Below are 21,397 nucleotides of genomic sequence, written 5' to 3' on the forward strand. Positions count from 1 at the left end.
CTGCGCTCGCTCGCCAAGGGCGAGGCGATCACGCAGGACACGTCCACGCTCGAGAACCCGGCGATCCTCGACCAGCTTGGCCAGTCGCTCTGAATGACGCGGCCGGCATCGACGGCCCCACCCGACATCCTCGACGCACCGCGTTCGGGCGCCCATCCCCGCCCTGAATGCGTCGCACGCGGCCGACACCCCGCCGCGCGCGTGCGTCCCGCCGCGCCCCACCCTGCGTGCGCGGCCCGCGCGACGGACACCGCCATGCGGGCGTCCGTCGCATCCCCTGTTCGATGCATGGACGTACAACAACACTGGAGACACCCAATGAAAAGCAGAATCGTGATCGGTTGCGCCGCGCTGGCAGGCGCGATGGCCAGTTCGAGCGGCTTCGCGCAAAGCAGCGTGACGCTGTACGGCAACCTCGACGCCGCGTTGCTTTACACGAGCAAGACGCGCGACGCCGCCACCGGCGCGAACGCAGGCCGTCAGTTCGCGATGACCGACACCGGCATGACGCCGACGACGTTCGGGATGACCGGCACGGAGGACCTCGGCGGCGGCCTCAAGGCGAAATTCCAGCTCGAAAGCGGCTTTGCCGTCACCAACGGCGCGTTCGCCCATTCGAATGGCAACTTCTTCGGCCGCCAGGCGTGGGTCGGGCTCGACGGCGGCTTCGGCACGGTCAAGGCCGGCGTGCAGTACTCGCCGTTCCTGCTCGCGATCTTCGATTCGGATCCGCGCAGCTTCTCGCACTTCGGCAGCGGGCTGATCAACTACGTCGACAACGTGCTCGTGACGGGCCTGTTCAACCCGAACGCCGTGTCGTATACCAGCCCCACGATCGCCGGCCTCACCGGCAGCGCGATGTTCGCGTTCGGCGGCAAGGCCGGCGACTTCCAGGCCGGACGCCAGTATTCGGCGAGCCTCAAGTACGAGCATGATGGCTTCATGATCGATGCCGCGTTCTACGACGGCAACGACGGCACCAACCCGACGCCGACGCCCAGCACCGTCGCGTTCGTCGGACGCACGATCGGCGCCGCGTACCGGTTCGGCCCGGTCACCGCGAAGGCGTCGTTCGCGAGCTACAAGGTCGGCGGATCGTTCAGCAACAACGTGTACGGCGGCGGCCTCGACTACCAGGCGACGCCGGCCGTCGACCTGAACGGCGGCGTCTGGTTCACCAGTGACCGCAACGACACGGCGAATCACTCGCTGCTCGCGGCCGTCGGCACGACCTACAGCCTGTCGAAGGCGACCGCGCTGTACGCACAGGTCGCGATGGTCAACAACCACGGCGCGATGAATACGGGGCTCGGGATCACCAACGCGCTTTACGCGGTCACCGGTACGACCGTCGGCGCGAACGTCGGGATCCGCCACATGTTCTGATGCGCGGGGCGGCGGTTTCGGCATCGCATCGCCGCCGCCATGCATTCGCACTCCGAACCATCTCGCGCCGGATTCGGCACGCGACGGCGCGTCCGGATTCGGTGCGACCTCCCTCGCGTGCGCAACCGTGCGCAACCGTGCGCGACGCTTTGTCCGCGTCATGCCCGCACGATCCGCGACGTGCCGCGGCCCTGCGCGTCGCGCGCCCGGTATAGACTGCTATCGGCGCAGTCCGGACCGCCAGGCGCTGGCCGAGCGCCGGCCTGACGCGTTGCCCGTCTGCGCCATCCGTGTCGTTTACGACCGGTTTCCGGGCGCATGACCGATAGTCCGCTCTCCCCGTTTCTCTACACTGCTTCACACCAACACACCTGCCGGGTGTCGTGTGCCGCGCGCCGCGCCACCGACGTCACGGCGTCCCCGAGACAACCGCCTTCGTCCCCGACGGTCCCGCGCCCGCCCCGCCGCGCACCCGTTCGGCCGGTCGCGAAGGCTCCTTCCAGGAGCGTTCATTGAGTTCATCGCAAGCGCACCCCGCGAAAGCCCGGTCTTCGCGCAAGGCCCTCAAGCCGGACGACATCACGATCGTCGACCCTGCCGTCCTGAAGCGTGCCGTCGGGGCCATGGCGTTCGGCAATGCGATGGAATGGTTCGACTTCGGCGTCTACAGCTACATCGCCGTCACGCTCGGCAAGGTGTTCTTCCCGTCGAGCAACCCGTCCGCACAGCTGCTCGCGACCTTCGGCACGTTCGCGGCCGCGTTCCTCGTGCGTCCGCTCGGCGGCATGGTGTTCGGCCCGCTCGGCGACCGCATCGGCCGCCAGCGCGTGCTCGCCGCCACCATGATCATGATGGCCGTCGGCACCTTCGCGATCGGCCTGATCCCCAGCTACGCGTCCATCGGCATCATGGCGCCCGTGCTGCTGCTCATCGCCCGCCTCGTGCAGGGCTTCTCGACCGGCGGCGAATACGGCGGCGCCGCGACCTTCATCGCCGAGTTCTCGACCGACAGGCGCCGCGGCTTCATGGGCAGCTTCCTCGAGTTCGGCACCCTGATCGGCTACACGCTCGGCGCGGCCACCGTCGCGATACTGACGGCGACGCTGTCGCAGGAAGCGCTGCTGTCGTGGGGCTGGCGCGTGCCGTTCTTCATCGCCGGCCCGCTCGGCCTCGTGGGCCTGTACGTGCGGCTCAAGCTCGAGGAAACGCCCGCGTTCAAGAAGGAAGCCGAGGCGCGCGAAGCGGACGAACGGTCCCGCCCGAAGCAGTCGTTCGGCACGCTGCTCGTCGAACAATGGAAGCCGCTGCTCCAGTGCGTCGGCCTCGTGCTGATCTTCAACGTGACCGACTACATGGCGCTGTCGTACCTGCCGAACTACCTGTCGGCGACGCTGCACTTCAACGAAACGCACGGCCTCTTCATGGTGCTGCTCGTGATGGTGCTGATGATGCCGATGACGCTCTACGCGGGGCATCTGTCGGACCGGCTCGGCCGCAAGCCGGTGATGATGTTCGGCTGCGTCGGCCTGCTCGTGCTGTCGGTGCCCGCGCTGCTGCTGATCCGCAACGGCGGGATGCTGTCGGTGTTCGGCGGGATGATGATCTACGGCACGCTGCTGTCGACCTTCACCGGCGTGATGCCGTCGGCGCTGCCGGCGCTGTTCCCGACGCGGATCCGCTACGGCGCGCTCGCGATTGGCTTCAACGTGTCGGTATCGCTGTTCGGCGGCACGACGCCGCTCGTCACCGCGTGGCTCGTCGATCGCACCGGCGACCTGATGATGCCGGCCTACTACCTGATGGGCGCGTCGTTCATCGGCATCGTGTCGGTGCTCGCGCTGCGCGAAACGGCACGGCGGCCGCTGCCCGGCTCCGCGCCGTGCGTCGCGAGCCGGGCGGAGGCGCAGGACCTGATTCGCCGCGGCGCCGACGAGGGCCGCGTGCGCGACCGCAAGTTCACGCCGGTCGGCGAACGCGCATAACGCCGTATCGCAAGCCGTTGCGTGGCAACGCGACACCGCGCGGCGCCCGCCGCCGGCCGGCGTCACGCGCGGCGGTCAGCCCGCCGCGAGCTGCTGTTCGTCGAACCAGTCGAGCAGCATCCGCGTGACGAACGCGGGGTTCTCCAGGTTCGAGATATGGCCGGCGTCGGGCACCAGCGCATGGCGGCAGCCGATCACGTTCGCCATCTTCACCGTCTCCGACGGCGGGCGTGCCATGTCGCCTGAACCGCACATCAGCAGCGTGCGTTCGGCGTCCAGTCCGGCGAGCGCGGCGAGCGTATCCGGCCGCCCGAAGATCAGCCGGCCGAGCGGGACGATCGATTCCCGCAGCCGGTCGGCCGGCAGGCTCGCGAGCGCGGTGCGAAAGGCGCTCGGCACCGGGTCCGCGAGATTCACGCCCGGCCGGAAGAACAGCGGCACGATCGCATCGAGCAGCGGCGGCGCGATGCAGCCGGCGGCGGCGATCGCGTCGAGCATCCCGAAGTAGCGCCCACGTGTCGCGTCGGGTTCGGCCTCGAGCGACGCATCCATCAGCACGAGCGAGCGCACGCGCCGCGGTTCGCGCAGCGCGAGCCGCGCGCCCCACATCCCGCCGACGCTGAGCCCGACGACCGCGCACTGCTCGATCTCCAGCGCATCGAGCAACGCGCTCGCGTGCGCGGCGAGATCGTCGAGCGTGTGCGAGCCCTCGGGCAGCGGGCCCGACGCGCCATGCCCCCACAGGTCCGGCACGATCACGCGATAGCGGCTCGACAACGCGTCGATCTGCGGCGCCCACATCGCCGCGTCCCACAGATAGCTGTGCCCGAGCAGCACCGGAAAGCCGGTGCCGTGATCCTGGTAATGCAGGGTATTGCCGTGAACGATTCGAGTGGGCATCGGGCCTCCGGGTATGACGACGATCGGCAGTTGCCCGCAAGCGGGCGCTGGGTCAGCGGCGCGTTGCAGGAAACGCGGCGCCGCGCATCATCGCACAGGTCGGTGACGATGCGGACGACGGATCGCCGCCCGGTTCGCGTGGCAGCACATCCGTTCGCGTCGCGGCCGCATGGATACTTCCCGATTTCATCGACGTGCCCGGTCACGTGGCGATCTGCACAAGGCCGACTCAGGCCGGGATTCGGCCCGCGCGCTCAATCCGGAAGACCGACATCGCGGACTGCATCGAGCTGGCCTGCTGCTCGAGCGCGGTCGCGGCGGCACTGGCCTGTTCGACGAGCGCCGCGTTCTGCTGCGTCATCCGGTCCATCTGCGTGACCGCCTGGCCGACCTGGTCGATGCCCGCGCTCTGCTCGACGGTGGCCGTCGTGATCTCGGTCATGATCGTCGCCACGCGCCGCACCGACGACACGATCTCGTCCATCGCCTGTCCCGCCTGCGTCACGAGCGCATTGCCGTCGCGCACGTCGTCGATCGACGCGCCGATCAGCTGCCGGATCTCGCGCGCGGCGCCCGCGCTGCGCTGGGCCAGCGTGCGCACCTCGCCCGCGACGACCGCGAAGCCGCGCCCGTGCTCGCCCGCCCGCGCCGATTCGACCGCTGCGTTGAGCGCGAGGATGTTGGTCTGGAACGCGATGCCGTCGATCATCCCGGTGATCTCCGCGATCTTCTGCGAGCTCGTGTTGATCACGCCCATCATGTCGACGGCCCGGCCGACCAGTTCGCCGCCGTGCTGCGCGAGGTCCGCCGCGCTCGCGGCGAGCGTGCTCGCCTGCTGCGCGTTGTCCGCGTTCTGGCGTACCGTCGACGTCAGCTGCTCCATGCTCGCGGCCGTTTCCTCGAGCGACGCGGACTGCTGCTCGGTGCGGCTCGACAGGTCGAGGTTGCCCGCGGCGATTTCGCGCGCGGCCGTGTGGATCGCGTCGCTGCTGTCGCGCATGCCGGTGACGGTCGCGGCGAGCCCTGCCTGCATCCGCTTCATCGCCGCGAACAACTGGCCGATCTCGTTGCGGCCGCCGTCGGGCACCTTCACGGTCAGGTCGTTCGATGCAATGCGGTCGAGCAGCGCGGCCGCGTTCGCGAGCGGCCGCGACACGATCGCGCGCAGCGCGAAGTGCGTCGCGGCGATCAGCGCCAGTGCCAGCGCGACACCGATGCCGACCATCGCGATGATGCGCGTGTACGCGGCGTTGTCGTCGTCGATCGTGTCTTCCGCCAGCTGATTGGCCGTGCGCTGGAATTTCTCGACGTTCGCCGAATACACCTGGCCGGCGAGCGTGATTTCCTTGTCGTTGATCTCGGCATACGCGGCGGTATCGCCGTTGCGCAGTGCGTCGGTCGCGCGTGCGAGGACGCTCGCGAGATGCGTCGACGATTCGACCAGCGCCTGCTTCAGGTCCGCACCGAGGCTGCCGATCGGCGCGGCATCCTTGAACGCCAGCGTTTCCTTCGCGGACAGGTCGAATGTGCGCTGCGCGCTTTGCAGCGCCGAGTCGCGCTGCGCCGGGTCGTTGCGCTCCTTCAGCGCCGAATACGCGCGCACGAGTGCCGAGCGGGTGCGGGTGCTGTCCTTGTACGCATCGTTGACGAGCAACGTCTGCGTTGCGATGGCGTGCAGGCGTTTTGCGTTCGTGTTCGCGCTGCCGAGCGCAACGACCCCGATGATGCCGCCGATGATGATCATCGCTGCAAACGCGGCCAGAACCGCGAGCAGACTGTTCTTTACCTTCAGATCGCGCATGGTGAATCGACTCTCGAAGTTGTCCTTTGTCGGTTAACGACAGCGGCTTGTTCAACTTGAGCCGATCGAGCGCAATTTCGACGCACGACCCTGCATCGCATGCGGGTGCAAGCCGCGCAACGAGCGGCACGCCGCGGCACGCGAGCGATGCCGCCCGTTGCGGCGCAAGTGAATCAGTTCGTCCCGTCGTACGTGACGATCTCGACCCAGTTCGCGCCCTTGCCGACAGGATACTTGCCGATCGCGTCGAGGTGGCCGCTGTGCCGGTCGATCCGGTACACCGCGAGCGTCGGCGACCGTTGCCCGGCCGCGAGCAGGTACGTGCCCGACGGATCGATCGCGAAGCCGCGCGGCTGCTGCTCGGTCGCGAACGTGCCGATCCGCGCGAGCTTGCCCGACGCCGCGTCGACACGGTACGCCGCCAGCGTGCTCGACGTGCGCTCCGACGCGTAGAGGAATTTCCCGTCCGGCGTCAGGTGCAGGTCCGCGCCCCACGGCTTGTCGCCATGAAAATCCGGCGGCAGGATCGACACGGTCTGGATCGGCCTCGCATCGGCACCGCCATGCGACATCGCAAGCACGTGCAGCTTGCCGTCGAGCTCGTCGATCAGGTACGCGAACCGCCCGTTCGACGAAAACACGAAATGACGCGGCCCCGACTTCTCCGGCAGGCGGTACGCGGGCTCGGCCGCGTCGGTCAGCTTGCCGGTCGACGCATCGAACGGCAAGCGCAGCCAGGCATCCGCGCCGAGCACCGACGCGAACGCGTAACGGCCGTCCGGCGACTGGCGGATCGCATGCGCCATCGGGCCGGTCCTGACCGTCTGCTGCACGTCGCCGGCCACGCCGTTCTCGCCGATCCGGTTGACCGCGAGCAGGTTGCCGCCGTACGACGCGGAGAACAGGTAGCGGCCCGACGCATCGGTCGACACATAGGCCATGCTGTCCGCGAGCGGCGCGCGGCCCAGCTCGATCAGCCGCCCGTCGAGCGGATTGATCGCGAAGCTGACGACGCGATACGGCGTCGAGCGCAGCGCCGCGTACAGCCGGTGATGATCGGGCGACAACGCCATCGGCATCACGGTGCCGTCGACCGGCACGGTTTCGATCGCGCGCAGCGCGCCGGTCGACGTGTCGACGCCGAACACCGAGATGTCGCGGCTGTCGCCGTTCGAAACGTACGCATACGTCGCGGCGTGCGCGAGCGATGCGGCCAGCGCGAATGCGGCGGCCGCGACGGCGCGCCATGCAGTCTTCTTGTTCATGTGGATATGTGGGTGAGGCAACCGTTGACGTGATTGCAGCGCCGGACAACCTCGGTCATCCGGCGCCGCGACGGGCAAGACCGGCGGTCAGAACACCGCGTGGCCGCTGATCAGGCTCGGCAGCCAGGTCGAGAAGAACGGCATGTACGTGACGATGTTGATCGCACTGAAGATCGCGAGGTAATACGGCCACGCCATCTTCGTCGTCTCGCCGATCGACACGTTGCCGATCGCGCAGCCGACGAACTGCACCGAGCCGATCGGCGGATGCACGAGGCCGAGCGAGCAGTTCAAGAGCAGCATGATCCCGAACTGCACCGGCCCGACGCCGCACGCCATCGCGATCGGCAGGAACAGCGGCGTCGTGATCAGGATGTGCGCGGCCATGTCGACGAACGTGCCGAGGAACACCTGGATGATGTTGATGTACAGCAGCATCAGCCACGGCGCGGCGGTCGACTGCTTCAGCAGCCCTTCGATCGCATCCGGAATCTCCAGGTACGACATCTGGAAGCGCAGCATGTTGGACACGGCGATCAGCAGCAGCACGACGCCCGTCGTGCGCGCCGCATGCGACAGCGCGCGGCGCAGCTTCTCGGCGGTCAGCGTGCGGTACACGATCGCGGTCAGCACGAGCGAATACACGACGGCGATCGCGGCCGCCTCGGTCGCGGTCGCGATCCCCTTCGCGACGCACACGAGGATGATCGCGATCACCATCAGGCCCGGCACCGCGCCGACGAAGCTGCGCAGCACCGCATACCAGCCCGGGAACGACGGCAGCGCGGACGAACCGTCTTCGCGGCGCGGATAGCCGTGACGCACGGCCTGCCAGTACGCGGCGGCGAGCACGAAGCCCATCACCCACAGCACCGGCAGGAGGCCGGAGAACAGCAGGTCGCCGATCGACACGCCGCTCACCTGCTGGCCGTGCAGCATCCCCGTGATCCCCTGCGCGGCGAACGCGTAGATGATCATGTTGGTCGAGGTCGGCATCAGCGCGCCGGCGAGCGATGCGTGGGTCGTCACGTTGACCGCGTAAGCCGCGCTGTAGCCTTCGCGCTTCATCAGCGGAATCACCACGCCGCCCATCGCCGACGTATCGGCGGTCGGCGAACCCGACACGCCGCCGAACAGCGTGCACGCGACGACGTTGGCCATCCCGAGGCCGCCGCGGAAGTGGCCGACGGTCGCCTGCGCGAAGCGCAGGATCCGGTCCGCGATGCCGCCGTGCAGCATCAGCTCGCCGGAGAAGATGAAGAACGGCACCGCGAGGAACGAGAACGCGTTCATCCCCGAGATCATCGACTGCATCGCGGTCGCGATCGGCAGCCCTTCGACCATGTAGGTCAGCACGCACGAAATGCCGAGCGCGAACGACACGGGCACGCCTAGCACGAGGAAAATCAGAAAACTGACGGACAGGATCGCGAGTTCCATGGCGTTATTGTCCCGACGAAGAACGACGAAGCGCGAGCAGATGCTCGAGCGAGAAGAGGATGATGGCGATCGCCGCGGGAATCGTGATCAGGTAGCGCACGCCTTCGGGCAGCCCGATGATCGGAATGCGGTCGCCCATCGTCTCGGCGGCCATGCTGCCGCAGCCGGCCATGATCGCGATCGCGAACGCGATCAGGCTCAGGTGCTGGATCGCGATCACCACGGTGCGCGCGCCCGGCGACAGGCGCCGCACGAGCGAGTCGAGGCCGATGTGGCCGCCGTCGCGCACCTTCATCGCCGCGCCGAACATCGCGATCACGATCACCAGCAGCAGCGCGATCGGCTCGACGAAGTCGGGCGCGTTCTCGAACACGTAGCGCATCACGACCGCGTAGAACACCAGCACCGTGAGCGCCGCGAGACACAGCGACGCGATCACGGCCAGCGCGCGGAACAGCAGGTCGTTCGCGCAGCGCAGAAGCGGCGCCGCCGCGCGCGGCCGGCACGGCGCCGCGCCGTCCGCGGCGGCCGCGTCCGGCGAGCCCACGGCCGCGGCGCCATTCAGGGAAGTCCGACGGGTCACTTGGTTGCCTCGATCTCGTCGACGATCTGCTTCATCTGCGGCGTCTTTTCATACTTCGCCCACAGCGGCTGCATCGCCTTCACGAATGCCGCGCGGTCGATCTGCGCGGCCGGCAGGATCTTCGCGCCGCCCTTCGTCACCGTCTGCTGCGCCGATGCCTCGCGCGCGGTCCACAGCTTCTGGTAGTACGGCACCGAATCGGCCGCGGCCTTCCTGATCGCGGCCTGTTCCTGCGGCGACAGCGTGTCCCAGATCTTCTTCGAGAACACCAGCACCTCCGGCGTCATCGCGTGCTGCGTCTCCGAGTAGTCGGGCGCCACCTCGAAGTGCTTGGTTTCCTCGTACGACGGCAGGTTGTTTTCCGCCGCGTCGACGAGGCCCGTCTTCAGGCCCGTGTAGACCTCGGCGAACGGCATCGGCGTCGGCGTGCCGCCCATCGCCCTGATCTCGTCGACCATCAGGTCCGACGGTTGCACGCGCACCTTCAGCCCCTTCATGTCGGCCGGCGTGCGCACCGGGCGCTTCGCGTAGATCGAGCGCGCGCCGCTCTCGTAGAACGTCAGCGCGATCATCCCCTTCGCCGCGAACGCGTCGAGGATCTTCTGGCCGGCCGGGCCGTACATCGCCTTGCGGAAATGGTCGACGTCGCGGAACAGGAACGGGAACGACGGGATCAGCGACTCCGGCACGATCTCGTTGAACGACGCGCCGTTCACGCGCGCCATGTCGATCGCGCCGATCCGCACCTGGTCGACCGTGTCCTTTTCGGAACCGAGCGCGCTGTTGCCGAACACCTTGATCGAGTCCTTGCCGCCCGTCAGCTTCGACAACGTGTCGCCCATGTACTTGACCGCCATGTTGGTCGGGAAGCTGTCGCCATGCACGTCCGCCGAGCGGAACACACGGGCCTGCGCGGACACCGCGAAGCCGGCCATCAGCGCGACGGCCAGTGCGGTACGGGAGCGGGTGAATCGGTGCTTCATCGTCAGTCTCCTTGCTGGTTGCTCGTTGTTTGGCGGCGATCCCGGCGGCATCCGCAACCGTCGTGGTACGGCTTCCGCTGAATCGCAGTCATACGTTGTATGACGTGTCGGAGCGAATGTACGTCGGTTAATCGTTTAACTCACTTGGTGCATACCCCTATAAGCGCCTCTGTAGCGGCTTTGCGGCGAGACAAGGGGAAAAGCCTTCTCCGCCTGGCGGGTTATCAGCGAAACGTTTTCCGGAAACGGCTCTGCATTTGAATCGGCACGGTGCTGTGTCGTTTTCCCGACGCCGCGCACCGTCTTTCGCTTCCATTTCCTTCGTTATAGGATGACTGACCACAATGCAGCCACGGCCCCGCGACGCCACGAGCCCGCGCCGGCCGGACCGCCTGCGCGGCGCCCTCCACGACGACCTGCGCCGGAGGCCCGTCGCCGGAAGCCCGTCGCCGCCGTTTCATCGCTTGCCGGCTGGACCGGCACGCGGCGCCTGCGCGCCGTGCGGCCGTGCCCCGCCCGACTGACCCGATACCCACCCGGCGGCGTCCGCGGACGCCGCCTTACCAGGAGACATCCGTCATGACATCCCGACTTTCCGGGTCGACCGCCCGCCCGCGCGTGCTCGGCCTGTTCGCGGCGCTCGTCGCGACCGCCGCCGCGCTGAGCGCGTGCGGCGGCGACGATTCGAGCGCTGCCAGCAGCACGGCCGCGACCACGCCGCCCGCCGCCGCCGTGTTCCAGGTCGGCACGACCACCGTCGACCCGGCATTGCCGGCCGAGCCGGCGCTGCCCGCCGATACGCAGGTGTGCAGCACGCTGGAAGCCGCCAATACGCTCGTGAGCCGCCCCGACGGCTCGCTGCCGCCGGAGGCCGATCCGTCGATCGCGGGCGTCGGCAAGGCGGTGTCGACCGCGACGGCGAACCCCGACCAGGCGCGCATCCAGGCCGCGCTCGACGCGTGCGGCGCGGCCGTCGACGCCGAGGTCGGCGCGACGATCGTGGCCGCCGACGCATCGGCCACCGCCGCGCAGAAGACGGCAGCCGTGCCGAACGTGAACATCGCCGGCGCGTCCGGCGAGGAGCTGGCCAGGCCGACGTACCGCGCGAGCAAGTTCGCGGTGCGGCTCGTCGTCAACCAGACGGGGCCCGGCAACGGCTTCATCAGCGGGCCGCTGACGCTGCCGTCCGGCGTGACGCTGTGGCTCGACAAGGGCGTCACGCTGTACGCGTCGCGCGACGCGAAGGCGTATGCGCCGAACGTCGCCGGGCCGTATTGCGGCAACACGGCAGTCAGCGCGACGAAGGCCGGCAGCTCGTCGAACTGCCTCGCGCTGATCACCGGCACGAACCTCGTGAATTCGGCGGTGGTCGGCGACGGCCGGATCGACGGGCGCGGCTACGCCGAACTCGTGACGTCCGACGCGAAATACCCGCTGATGAAGGTCGACCTGACCTGCTCGAATACCTACGCGGCGTACAAGAGCGGCACCATCGCGCCGGACGGCACCGCGTGCGATGACGGCGGCACCGTCGTCGATTCGAAGTCGACCGTGCGCAACATGACGTGGTGGGATCTCGCGTATCTCGGCAACATGGTGCAGAACGGCACGACCGGCTTCGGCTCGCAGTCGAACTTCCGGCTGATGGTGTTCAACTACGCGAAGAACCTGACGCTGTACCGCATCACGCTGAATAACAGCCCGAATTTCCACGTGGTGCCGAGCGGCATCGACGGGCTGACGATCTGGAACGTGAAGGTGCAGACGCCGACGCTCGCCGCGTTCGCGAACCCGGCCGGCAACGGCAACCCGCTGTACAACGGGCAGACGTTCAACGCGGACAACGTGAAGAACACCGACGCGTTCGACCCGGGCTCCGCGTCGAAGCCGACCTCGACGACGCTGTCGACCGGCAGCGCGACCGCCTCCACCGGTGCGATCTCGTTCGACGGCTACCTGAAGAACTTCGTGTTCGCGTACAACTACGTGAGCACCGGCGACGACGACATTGCGCTCAAGGGCAGCAACAACCCGTCGCCCGCCGGCTCGGGGCTGTTCGGCATCGACGGCAATCGCGACGTGCGCTCGGATCGCAAATGGGGCGTCGTGATCGCGCACAACCACATCTACTGGGGGCACGGGATCTCGGTTGGCAGCGAGACCAACGGCGGCGTGACGAACGTTCAGGTGTACGACAATTCGTTCCGGGATTCGGAGGAAGGCTTGCGGATCAAGTCCGACTACGCGCGCGGCGGCGAAGTGAGCAACATCCACTATTCGAACATCTGCATCCAGGATGCGAAGAACGCGCTGCTGTTCACGCCGTACTACAGCACCAAGGCCGTGCCGGCGAGCGGGCCGCTGTATCCGAACTTCCACGACATCTCGCTCGCCAACGTCGTGATCATGGGCACGGCCGGCGTGAAGCTGCAGGGGTTCGAAGCGAATACCGGCGGCTACGGCGAGCCGGCGTTCCCGCTCGTGATGTCGTTGACCGACGTGGTGGCCGACACGCCCGACGGGATCTCGACGATCGCGTCGGATGCGAACCTCACGCTGCACAACGTGAATCTCCCGGTGTTCGCGTCGACCGCGAACCGCGTCGTCGTAAACGGCGCGGCCACGCGCAACGCGCGGCCGGCCGACGTGCTCGACTGCAGCAAGGCATTCGTCGACTTCCCCGGTATCGACCAGTCGAACCCGTTCGGCTCGACGTGGGCGCCGTCGTTGTAATGACGACGCGATGACGTCGATGCCCCGCCGTCATGCCGGGCATCGCGTCGTCGCTGCCGGCGCGCCTGTCGTCTGCACTTCCCGCACGCGGGCCGGACATGGCGCGCGTGTCGTCGCAGCGGGCACGCGCGATGCGTGCCTGCCTCGACATCGGCAACGCGCAAGGAGGTGTGCGATGCAGACGACCAGAAGGTCGGCGGGGCAGCGTCAGGACACGCCGTTGAACCCGGGCGACGAAGGACCTCCCGATGCGCCGGGCGTCGGCGAGGATCCGTGCGGCGTGTGCCGCGGCACCGGCATGGTCGAAGGACAGCCGTGCGTGGTGTGCAGCGGGACCGGCAAGGTGCTGCAGGGAATCGGTGGCGGGTAGTCCGGGTGAATTCCGGAATCGGGGCCGTGCGGCTTTACCGTAGCAGAGCGATGTTCTCATCGATTCGGCTTTGAATCGTGTGCAACGTCTGCTCGGTGATCACGTGTGGATACAGCTTCCTCGCCAGGGCCGCAAACTGGCTGGCCACGTTGCAAAAGCGGTCGATGATGCCGCCGGCCGCCGCCGCTTGAATTTCAGCTTCCTCCGCGAGGCGGAGCATCCCCTCTCTGCGGATCCGCAGGGCCTCCCCCATGACGTCCATCTGGTGGTACCCACCCGGCCCCTCGCAAAATGTGACGTCGTAGGCCGGTGCCAGCTTCCACTCGCCGGATCGCAACATGATGCAGGCGAAGTTCTTGGGATGATCGTCCCGATTGTTGAACGCGACATTGAAGACGGCTCGCTCAAACGCCAGCCCCTTCTGCCGTACATCATTGGTGCATAGGTGGATCGCGCGCAGGAAGTTCACATAGTCCAGGGAACCCGGGTTTCTGTAATCGGCACCGGTAAATGCGGCAAGACTTTGCATGGGCACGCGCAGGCCGTCCTGTCGGTCAAACCGTTTCGACGCGAATGCCGCCATCCGATCGGGTAAATCGAAATACAACGTGTCCGGGGTCTCGATACCGCACATGCGCAAGCATTCGGCATAGACCATCTCGATCGCACACACCTCGGGGTGTTCCTGTTGCGCCGGGAATTTGACGAGCCAGGCTTCAAAGTCCGGCTCTGCGACCGTGGTCAAGGTTCCGGAGCGCGGATCACGATAGACCAGTGCTTTTGGTCGGGCACCTTGCGGAGAGCCGCCTATCCGCAGTAACTGCTGCAGGAAGGCTCCGCCTTCACCATTGATGACGTCCTGCACCTCCACCGCAAGCTGATCGAGGGGAATGTGAATCTGCGCCTCCCGAGCCTCGGGCGCCACGGGCTCGAACGACATGGCCCCCATCGCATTGTTGCCAATGTAAGCCAGTCGCTCCAGCGGCCCGACGCGCGCCACGTTCAAGCCTCGGCGTTTGAACAGACGATCCATCAGCAACATGCCCCAGCCGTCGGGCAGCGCGTCGTAGACCGGCCCGGGCAGTCCCAACTGGTGGGACGGGAAGTCTCTCCGTAGCCTGGGCCCGTTCAAGGGGAGCGCATGGGAAGAAAGCTCCAGCCCTCTCTTCCTCGCCTCGTCGCTATACTCGAACACAACCAGCGGGCGCCCCGTGATGGCTGTCGTGGAAACCATCGATCCCCACCGCCAATGTTCCCCCCAGCCATCGTAGTAGACGTCTACTCGCTCAATCATTTCTGGTTGCCTTCCTCGAACGCTGACGTTTAGCTGTTTCTTCGTACCGGAGAATGTCGTCGAGACTGTCCAGCTTCGGCAAGAACAGCCCTTCGAGTTCCTTGCTGCGGCCAAGAACCATGGCCACACGGACCACACTCTCGAGACTCACATTGCGTCCCGCTTCCAGGTTGGACACCGTATTGGCTGCGACGCCGGCGCGTGCTGCCACATCAGCCTGTGTCATCCGCAATGCCAGCCGCTCCGTGCGAAGTCGCCCGCAAAGCAGTGTGACGACTTCACCAGGCTTACTGAAGCTCAACTCCAACATAATGGGTCTTCCTGCCTGATAGGCCTCATAACTCACAACATTATAGAATTATCTGTCGCCCGCCTCAAAGTTGAATAATTCCATATTATTGTGGTTTAACCTTGAAAATACGGAACAATTCCACAGCAAGACGGAATTAACCGCCTGAACCGGATCGCTCCCCAAAATTGACGCCTGTGCGGCCATCGAATGCTTGCTTCGTCATTCCCGCTTCGTCAGGACGATCCGGTGGGCCTGCGTATCGCCCGGGAGAGACCACTGATGAACTGGCGTCAGCGCTTTCAGCGTTCGGCGGCATGCACTGGACCCGTTACGTGAACATCCTGAACGGCTACATTCAGCCGCGCGCCCAGCGTTCAGCAAGTTCCACGAGCGCTTCTTCGCCCGTCGTCTGCGAACCGTCGCTGCATCGGGAGGTTCGTTCGAAGGCGTCACGGTCAAACGATTGTCATGGCGGGGTCAGCAGCGCCGGATTCGGATGGCGATACATGGCCGGACATCGACCTGTCATTCATTCGGCCCGATCAAACAGGAATCCTGAAAATCACGCGGCACGCACAGGCCGGTTCGACGAATCAGGCAGGACAATCGACCAGAGAACCCGACGGACAAGATCCATCCGCCGGAAGCGTGCCGCGCGAAACGCTGGAGTATCCGCCAGATCGCGTGCGTAAACGCCCTCAACGACCCAGACGCCGATCCCGCAGAAACGCATTCAACTCGCCGCCCGCATGCTCGATATGACGCTTGAGCAGCGATGCCGCCGCGCGCGCATCGCCCTTGCGGCACAGCGTGACCAGCTCGGCGTGTTCGGATTCGGCCACGTCGCGCGCGGCCTCGGACAACGACAGCTGCACGCGCGTGTAGCGGTCGGTCTGCTGCAGCAGCGACGCGACGATCGCCGCCGTCTTCGGCTGGTCGGCGCGCGACAGCAGCAGATGATGCAGTTCGGTGTTCAATTCGCCCCAGCGCCCGGACTGGCTCGCATGCAGCACCGCGCTGTATTCGTCGAGGATCGCATCGAGCCGCGCGAAATCCTCGGAGGTCAGTTTCGGAACCGACTTTTTCAGCAGCACGGGTTCCAGCAGCGCGCGCAACTCGAACAGTTCGGTGATGTCCTCCGGCGACAACTCCGAGACGATCGCCCCCTTGTGGGGCAGGATCTTCACCAGCCCTTCACTCTCGAGCTGCACGAGCGCCTCGCGCAGCGGGATGCGGCTGATGCCGAGTTCGGTCGCCAGCGCATCCTGGCGAAGCTGGTAGCCGTCGACATACTCCCCTGTCAGGATACGGCGGCGCAATTCGTTCGCAGCGGCTTCGGCGCGCGTGGCGTAGACAAGAGCAGGGCGTTTCTCGTTCATGTTGCGGTTCGGACTGGGGAAGGCGGAAAGGCAAGCGCCGACGCGGCGATGGATATTGCATATTTTCTACAATATTAGCAGAGCGCCTTGGCGGCCGAGCGCCGACGGCAGCATATCGTCAGGCCACCGCGCCCTTCGTTCAGCCAACAAAAAGTTCTCCGCGGATGTCGCTTGTCGACCCGTTTCCGCCGGTCGCGTAGTAGGGCATTCGAGGGCCGCCAACCGATTGGTCCGGTCGTCCGCGCGAGCGTATCGGCATGTCGGCGATAGCAAAATGTCCTTTGCATACGTTCGCCGATCGGCGCCACGAGGGTCGAACCTCGCCGAGAATGCGCGAAATCGTGCGTTCGCCAACGATTCGGAAACGCGACTGGACTGCAACAATCACGTTGGCCGACCGGCCTTGCCGCTTGACACCTGTCCGGGCGACAGCAAGGCCCCGACACAAAGGCCCCCATCAAGGCCCGCGGGCATCAAACGGGGGGATCGCCCTGTACGAAGGCGAAACCGAAAAACTTTTTTGTTCTCAACCTTTCGCTCCCGTCTTTTTCCCCGTTCCCGGTTCTTGCACTATTCGCCACGTCAACACCGAGCACGGTGCTGAATCGCCCGGTGAACGTGCCCCGGCCGTTCCAGCGAAGCGCCGTCATGAATGAACGGCAGCACGCAATCGTCCCATGCCCGCTGGCATGAACGGAAAAATGAAAGGAGACACCCCATGTCCTCACACCCCGCCATGCCGGTGGACGCCGAACGAGCGACCGCCGATGCAACCTTCCGGCGGGCAGCGTGGCACTTCATGCCGTTGCTGTTCGTCTGCTACGTGGTCGCATACCTTGACCGCGTGAACGTCGGATTTGCCAAACTGCAGATGCTCAACGATCTGCACTTCAGCGACGCCATCTACGGACTCGGCGCCGGCCTCTTCTTCGTTGGCTACTTTTTCTTCGAGATTCCGAGCAATCTGCTGCTGCATCGCGTAGGCGCCCGGCGCTGGATCGCGCGCATCATGGTGACATGGGCACTCCTCTCGCTCATGACGGCCTGGGTGACGACGCCTGTGATGTTCTACGTCGTGCGCTTCCTCCTCGGTGTCGCGGAAGCTGGGTTCTACCCCGGCATGATTCTTTACCTGACTTACTGGTTTCCGTCACACCGCCGCGGGAAGATGATGGCCGTGCTCACGGCCGGCAATCCCGTGTCGGGCATGATTGGCGGACCGCTCTCCGGATACATCATGCACACGTTCGCCGGAACCGCCGGCTATGCAGGATGGCAATGGCTTTTCATCATCGAGGCCGTGCCGGCGATCATGCTCGGGGTCGTCGTCTATTTCTTTCTCGACGACCGTGTGCAGGACGCGAAGTGGCTAACCGGGCAGGAAAAATCGCATATCGCGCGCGAGATTGGTGAGGACGCTGCAAAACGCTCGCATGGATCGCTCAAGGACGCCTTCACGTCCAGGTGGGTCTGGTTACTGTGCGTCATCCTGTTCGGCATCATCATGGGATCGTATGCGCTCGGATTCTGGCAGCCGACGATCATCAAAAGCGCGGGTGTCAACGATCCGTTGACGGTCGGTCTGCTCACGGTGATTCCCTACACCTGCGCGCTTGTTTCCATGATTCTGGTTGGCCGCCACGCGGATCAAACGCGGGAACGCAGGTGGCATGTGAGCGCGCCAGCTCTCGTTGCAGCCCTTGGATTCCTTCTGTGCGCGCTCAGCGGCAATCAGCTGATTCCTTCAATGATCGGCTTGTCCCTGGCGGCAGCAGGCATCATCTCCGCGTTACCCATGTTCTGGGCGCTTCCGACCTCGTTCCTCGGCGGAACTGGCGCCGCAGCCGGCATCGCATTGATCAACTCGACGGGCAACCTCGCAGGCTTCGTCAGTCCGTCGGTGATGGGATGGCTCAAGACCGAGACGCATTCGCTGACGTCAGGCCTTTACCTGGTCGCAGGCAGTCTCGCGCTTTCCGCGATTCTGATTCTGGTTTTTCTTCCCGCTCGCGTCGTCAATCGTTGAGATTCCCGGCCCGTCGAGCGCGCCGCAAGCGCCGACCAAGCCGACACGGCCCGTGCGATCGGGCGCACTGCATTCGATGTTTATCTGGAGAAAGTCATGGCTGACAAGAAAACTGCCGCCCAGGCACCCGTGGAAGCTACGGGCATGAAGCGTGGACTGACGTCTTACGGCGATCAGGGATTCTCGCTTTTCCTCCGCAAGGCGTTCATCAAGGGCGCCGGATATACGGACCAGGCGCTCGATCGTCCCGTCATCGGCATCGTCAACACCGGCAGCGGTTTCAACGCATGCCACGGCAACATGCCGCAACTGGTCGAAGCAGTAAAGCGTGGCGTCATGCTCGCGGGCGGCTTGCCGGTCGACTTCCCCACCATCTCGATCCACGAAAGCTTTTCATCGCCGACGTCGATGTATCTCCGCAATCTGATGTCGATGGATACCGAAGAGATGATTCGCGCGCAACCGATGGACGCCGTCGTGTTGATCGGCGGATGCGACAAGACAGTCCCGGCGCAACTGATGGGTGCGGCATCCGCCGGGATTCCGGCGATCCAGCTGGTCACCGGTTCGATGCTTACCGGATCGCATCGCGGTGAACGGGTCGGTGCGTGCACTGACTGCCGGCGTTACTGGGGAAAGTTCCGCGCGAGTGAAATCGACCAGGACGAGATCGCCGACGTCAACAACCAGCTCGTCGCGAGTGTCGGAACCTGCTCGGTGATGGGCACCGCCAGCACCATGGCCTGCATCGCCGAAGCGCTGGGCATGACCGTGCCCGGCGGGGCGACCCCGCCTGCCGTGACGTCGGACCGTATCCGGGTTGCCGAACAAACCGGCACGGTTGCCGTCAGGATGGCGAGCGAACGACTGACCATCGACAGGATCCTCACGCCGAAGGCCTTCGAGAACGCGATGCGCGTGCTGCTTTCGATTGGCGGATCGACGAATGCCATTGTCCACCTGGCTGCCGTTGCGGGTCGACTGGGCCACAAGATCGACCTGGACATGCTTGATCGGATGGGCAAGGAGACGCCGGTGCTGCTGGACCTCAAGCCGACCGGACAGCACTACATGGAAGACTTCCACAAGGCTGGGGGCGTGGTCACCTTGCTGCGCGAGTTGAAGCCCCTGCTGCATCTGGATGCGCTTACCGTGACGGGACGCACCCTCGGAGAAGAGATTGAAGCCGGGGGCGCAGGGTTCAGCCAGGATGTCGTGCGTTCGCTGTCCCACCCGATCTATCCGCAGGGCGGCCTTGCCGTGCTCCGTGGCAACCTCGCGCCCGCAGGAGCGATCATCAAGCAGTCGGCCGCCGATCCTGCGCTCATGGAACACGAGGGCCGGGCCGTCGTGTTCGAAGACGTCGAGGACCTGATCAACCGGATCGACGATGAAGCGCTCGACGTCAAGCCGGACGATGTCCTCGTCCTGAAGAACATCGGCCCGGTGGGCGCGCCCGGCATGCCGGAAGCCGGCTATATCCCGATCCCCCGCAAACTTGCGCGGGCCGGCGTGAAGGACATGGTGAGGATTTCGGATGGACGCATGAGCGGAACGGCTTTCGGGACGATCGTCCTGCACGTGACGCCCGAAGCCGCGATCGGAGGACCGTTTGCCTATGTGCGCAACGGCGACCGCATTCGCCTGAGCGTGTCTCGTCGCGAGATCTCGTTGTTCGTTTCCGACGACGAGATGCAGAAGCGCGCGGCAGCGGCGCCGGTCACGCGGCCAACCGCCGACCGCGGGTATCGCAAGCTTTTCCTGCAAACGGTCACGCAAGCCGACGAGGGTGTCGACTTCGATTTCTTGCGCGCAGCAAGCCTGCAGAAAGAGCCGGTGTCGAAGCCCGAATAGGAATGCAATACAGGTATCGCCTCTCCCTGCCGCATCGTGGCCCCGTCCAGGCGGGGCCTTTTTAGCTTGTCAATGCTTTGACGCGGGCTACACATCCGGTCCGCGGCGTGACCAGGACGGTCACGGCTGCAGGTCGCCTTGAGGACGATTAAACAAACCAAGCGCCTCGCGAGCAAACACCTCCACCAGCGCAAACCGGGGCGTATGGCGCGCCATGATCAGCCCAATGCGCCGAACCGGCGCGCGTTCAGGCAGCGGTATGCGCGTGATCTCCAGCCCGCTCGTCCACATCGACGGCCAATCCGGCAATAGAGAGACGCCGAGCCCCTTGTCGACGAGCGTTGCGATGGCAAGCAAGCCGTCGATTTCCAGTCGAGATCGCGTATGTATATGGTGATCGCGAAGATATCTGTCCGCGAGTTGCCCGCCGAGCACCGAGCGCGCGTAGCGAATGAACGGTTCATTTTGCAGCACCTCGTGGGCATCGCGCCCAGCCATCGACTTGTGGGCCACAACGACAAGAGGCTCCTCGGTGAGCGGTTGCCACTCGCAGGTCTTCGGGATCGCGAACTGAGGCTCCACTACGATTGCAACGTCCAGTTCGCTGGCAGCCACCTTCCGGCAAAGTTCGACCGAGCTACCGGGTTCCACGAAGAGTTTGACATCGGGATGACGGGCATAGACGCGCTGCAGCACCAGCGGCAAAACGCTCACCATTGCCGACACGAACACCCCAACCCTCAACTCCCCAATCTGCGTTTGACCATCCTGCGCGATCGCCTGCATGTCGCGCATGGCACGCAGCAGCGCCTGCGCGCTGTCGAGAACCTTCATGCCTTCCGCTGTCGGTCTGACATATCGGCCGGAACGCTGGATGAGCGACGTGCCCAGGGTCTCTTCCAGCGACCGGAGGCGAGCCGCTACTGCCGTTGCGGTCAGTCCAAGGCGTCGCGCGGCTTCTGCAATCGACCCGCTTTCGACCACCGCGACGAAACTTTGCACGTAACGAATGTCCATGACCCATTCTACGATGTGACGCACGATATCCAAAAGCTGACACTCGCGCGTGCCGACCTGACACAAATAACTTTTGGGTGTGAAGGTGACTT

The 21,397-nt window shown here is 65.6% G+C and carries 16 protein-coding genes; 6 read left to right on the plus strand and 10 right to left on the minus strand.

Annotated features, from left to right (window positions below):
• Nucleotides 1-318: 318 nt before the first annotated feature.
• Both DIE21_RS06860 and proP read left to right on the plus strand, forming a co-directional pair.
• Nucleotides 319-1,386 (plus strand): porin, encoded by a 1,068-nt coding sequence (locus DIE21_RS06860; protein ID WP_124497131.1) that lies wholly within the window; start codon nucleotides 319-321, stop codon nucleotides 1,384-1,386.
• Nucleotides 1,387-1,898: 512 nt separating this feature from the next.
• Nucleotides 1,899-3,368, plus strand: a complete 1,470-nt coding sequence (proP, locus tag DIE21_RS06865) for a glycine betaine/L-proline transporter ProP (RefSeq protein ID WP_124496973.1) — start codon at nucleotides 1,899-1,901, stop codon at nucleotides 3,366-3,368.
• Nucleotides 3,369-3,443: 75 nt separating this feature from the next.
• On the opposite strand, the gene DIE21_RS06870 is transcribed toward proP, so the two are convergent.
• The 6 genes from DIE21_RS06870 to DIE21_RS06895 all read right to left on the minus strand — a co-directional run bounded on the left by DIE21_RS06870 (nucleotide 3,444) and on the right by DIE21_RS06895 (nucleotide 10,340).
• Nucleotides 3,444-4,268, minus strand: coding sequence for an alpha/beta fold hydrolase (locus DIE21_RS06870; protein ID WP_124496974.1), 825 nt, complete (start codon nucleotides 4,266-4,268; stop codon nucleotides 3,444-3,446).
• A 229-nt stretch (nucleotides 4,269-4,497) separates the two neighbouring features.
• Nucleotides 4,498-6,069, minus strand: a complete 1,572-nt coding sequence (locus DIE21_RS06875) for a methyl-accepting chemotaxis protein (protein ID WP_124496975.1) — start codon at nucleotides 6,067-6,069, stop codon at nucleotides 4,498-4,500.
• 173 nt (nucleotides 6,070-6,242) lie between these two features.
• The gene (locus tag DIE21_RS06880) at nucleotides 6,243-7,334 is read right to left on the minus strand and encodes a lactonase family protein (RefSeq protein WP_124496976.1); all 1,092 of its coding nucleotides are present in this window, start codon (nucleotides 7,332-7,334) and stop codon (nucleotides 6,243-6,245) included.
• 87 nt (nucleotides 7,335-7,421) lie between these two features.
• Nucleotides 7,422-8,774, minus strand: a complete 1,353-nt coding sequence (locus DIE21_RS06885) for a TRAP transporter large permease (protein ID WP_124496977.1) — start codon at nucleotides 8,772-8,774, stop codon at nucleotides 7,422-7,424.
• Nucleotides 8,775-8,778: 4 nt separating this feature from the next.
• The gene (locus DIE21_RS06890; RefSeq protein WP_124496978.1) at nucleotides 8,779-9,357 is read right to left on the minus strand and encodes a TRAP transporter small permease; all 579 of its coding nucleotides are present in this window, start codon (nucleotides 9,355-9,357) and stop codon (nucleotides 8,779-8,781) included.
• Nucleotides 9,354-10,340, minus strand: a complete 987-nt coding sequence (locus DIE21_RS06895; protein ID WP_124496979.1) for a TRAP transporter substrate-binding protein — start codon at nucleotides 10,338-10,340, stop codon at nucleotides 9,354-9,356. Before DIE21_RS06895 ends, DIE21_RS06890 begins: the two co-directional genes overlap by 4 nt.
• Nucleotides 10,341-10,919: 579 nt before the next feature.
• Between DIE21_RS06895 and DIE21_RS06900 the strand changes: the two genes are divergently transcribed.
• Both DIE21_RS06900 and DIE21_RS06905 read left to right on the plus strand, forming a co-directional pair.
• Nucleotides 10,920-13,073: a glycoside hydrolase family 28 protein gene (locus tag DIE21_RS06900; RefSeq protein WP_124496980.1), complete on the plus strand. Its 2,154-nt coding sequence runs from the start codon at nucleotides 10,920-10,922 to the stop codon at nucleotides 13,071-13,073.
• A 175-nt stretch (nucleotides 13,074-13,248) separates the two neighbouring features.
• Complete coding sequence (locus DIE21_RS06905) at nucleotides 13,249-13,443, plus strand: hypothetical protein (RefSeq protein ID WP_124496981.1); 195 nt, start codon at nucleotides 13,249-13,251, stop codon at nucleotides 13,441-13,443.
• A 34-nt stretch (nucleotides 13,444-13,477) separates the two neighbouring features.
• Here DIE21_RS06905 and DIE21_RS06910 read toward each other — a convergent pair whose 3' ends face one another.
• The 3 genes from DIE21_RS06910 to DIE21_RS06920 all read right to left on the minus strand — a co-directional run bounded on the left by DIE21_RS06910 (nucleotide 13,478) and on the right by DIE21_RS06920 (nucleotide 16,408).
• A complete protein-coding gene (locus tag DIE21_RS06910) occupies nucleotides 13,478-14,737 on the minus strand; it encodes a type II toxin-antitoxin system HipA family toxin (RefSeq protein ID WP_124496982.1) in 1,260 nt (419 codons plus the stop codon).
• Nucleotides 14,730-15,044 (minus strand): helix-turn-helix domain-containing protein, encoded by a 315-nt coding sequence (locus DIE21_RS06915; RefSeq protein ID WP_409364619.1) that lies wholly within the window; start codon nucleotides 15,042-15,044, stop codon nucleotides 14,730-14,732. The genes DIE21_RS06910 and DIE21_RS06915 overlap by 8 nt, the downstream gene beginning before the upstream one ends.
• Before the next feature lie 683 nt (nucleotides 15,045-15,727).
• Entirely contained in the window at nucleotides 15,728-16,408 is a 681-nt protein-coding gene (locus tag DIE21_RS06920) for a GntR family transcriptional regulator (protein ID WP_124496984.1), read from the minus strand.
• Between the two features lie 718 nt (nucleotides 16,409-17,126).
• On the opposite strand from DIE21_RS06920, the gene DIE21_RS06925 reads away from it, so the two are divergent.
• Nucleotides 17,127-18,434 (plus strand): MFS transporter, encoded by a 1,308-nt coding sequence (locus tag DIE21_RS06925; RefSeq protein WP_185642729.1) that lies wholly within the window; start codon nucleotides 17,127-17,129, stop codon nucleotides 18,432-18,434.
• A 96-nt stretch (nucleotides 18,435-18,530) separates the two neighbouring features.
• Nucleotides 18,531-20,288 carry an IlvD/Edd family dehydratase gene (locus DIE21_RS06930; RefSeq protein ID WP_124496985.1) on the plus strand — a complete coding sequence of 586 codons (1,758 nt, stop codon included), beginning with the start codon at nucleotides 18,531-18,533 and terminating at the stop codon, nucleotides 20,286-20,288.
• 120 nt (nucleotides 20,289-20,408) lie between these two features.
• Here DIE21_RS06930 and DIE21_RS06935 read toward each other — a convergent pair whose 3' ends face one another.
• A complete protein-coding gene (locus DIE21_RS06935; RefSeq protein WP_124496986.1) occupies nucleotides 20,409-21,305 on the minus strand; it encodes a LysR family transcriptional regulator in 897 nt (298 codons plus the stop codon).
• Between the last annotated feature and the right edge of the window lie 92 nt (nucleotides 21,306-21,397).

Origin of the sequence: Burkholderia sp. Bp9140 (assembly GCF_003853425.1) — a bacterium.
GTDB lineage: Bacteria > Pseudomonadota > Gammaproteobacteria > Burkholderiales > Burkholderiaceae > Burkholderia.

Excerpts from the sequence above, each read along its gene's own strand:
- DIE21_RS06920 (WP_124496984.1), bottom strand. The coding sequence starts at position 16,408 with ATGAACGAGAAACGCCCTGCTCTTGTCTACGCCACGCGCGCCGAAGCC.
- DIE21_RS06925 (WP_185642729.1), top strand. The coding sequence starts at position 17,127 with ATGTCCTCACACCCCGCCATGCCGGTGGACGCCGAACGAGCGACCGCC.
- DIE21_RS06930 (WP_124496985.1), top strand. The coding sequence starts at position 18,531 with ATGGCTGACAAGAAAACTGCCGCCCAGGCACCCGTGGAAGCTACGGGC.
- DIE21_RS06905 (WP_124496981.1), top strand. The coding sequence starts at position 13,249 with ATGCAGACGACCAGAAGGTCGGCGGGGCAGCGTCAGGACACGCCGTTG.
- DIE21_RS06880 (WP_124496976.1), bottom strand. The coding sequence starts at position 7,334 with ATGAACAAGAAGACTGCATGGCGCGCCGTCGCGGCCGCCGCATTCGCG.
- DIE21_RS06895 (WP_124496979.1), bottom strand. The coding sequence starts at position 10,340 with ATGAAGCACCGATTCACCCGCTCCCGTACCGCACTGGCCGTCGCGCTG.
- DIE21_RS06935 (WP_124496986.1), bottom strand. The coding sequence starts at position 21,305 with ATGGACATTCGTTACGTGCAAAGTTTCGTCGCGGTGGTCGAAAGCGGG.
- DIE21_RS06875 (WP_124496975.1), bottom strand. The coding sequence starts at position 6,069 with ATGCGCGATCTGAAGGTAAAGAACAGTCTGCTCGCGGTTCTGGCCGCG.
- DIE21_RS06900 (WP_124496980.1), top strand. The coding sequence starts at position 10,920 with ATGACATCCCGACTTTCCGGGTCGACCGCCCGCCCGCGCGTGCTCGGC.
- DIE21_RS06885 (WP_124496977.1), bottom strand. The coding sequence starts at position 8,774 with ATGGAACTCGCGATCCTGTCCGTCAGTTTTCTGATTTTCCTCGTGCTA.
- DIE21_RS06870 (WP_124496974.1), bottom strand. The coding sequence starts at position 4,268 with ATGCCCACTCGAATCGTTCACGGCAATACCCTGCATTACCAGGATCAC.
- DIE21_RS06860 (WP_124497131.1), top strand. The coding sequence starts at position 319 with ATGAAAAGCAGAATCGTGATCGGTTGCGCCGCGCTGGCAGGCGCGATG.
- DIE21_RS06910 (WP_124496982.1), bottom strand. The coding sequence starts at position 14,737 with ATGATTGAGCGAGTAGACGTCTACTACGATGGCTGGGGGGAACATTGG.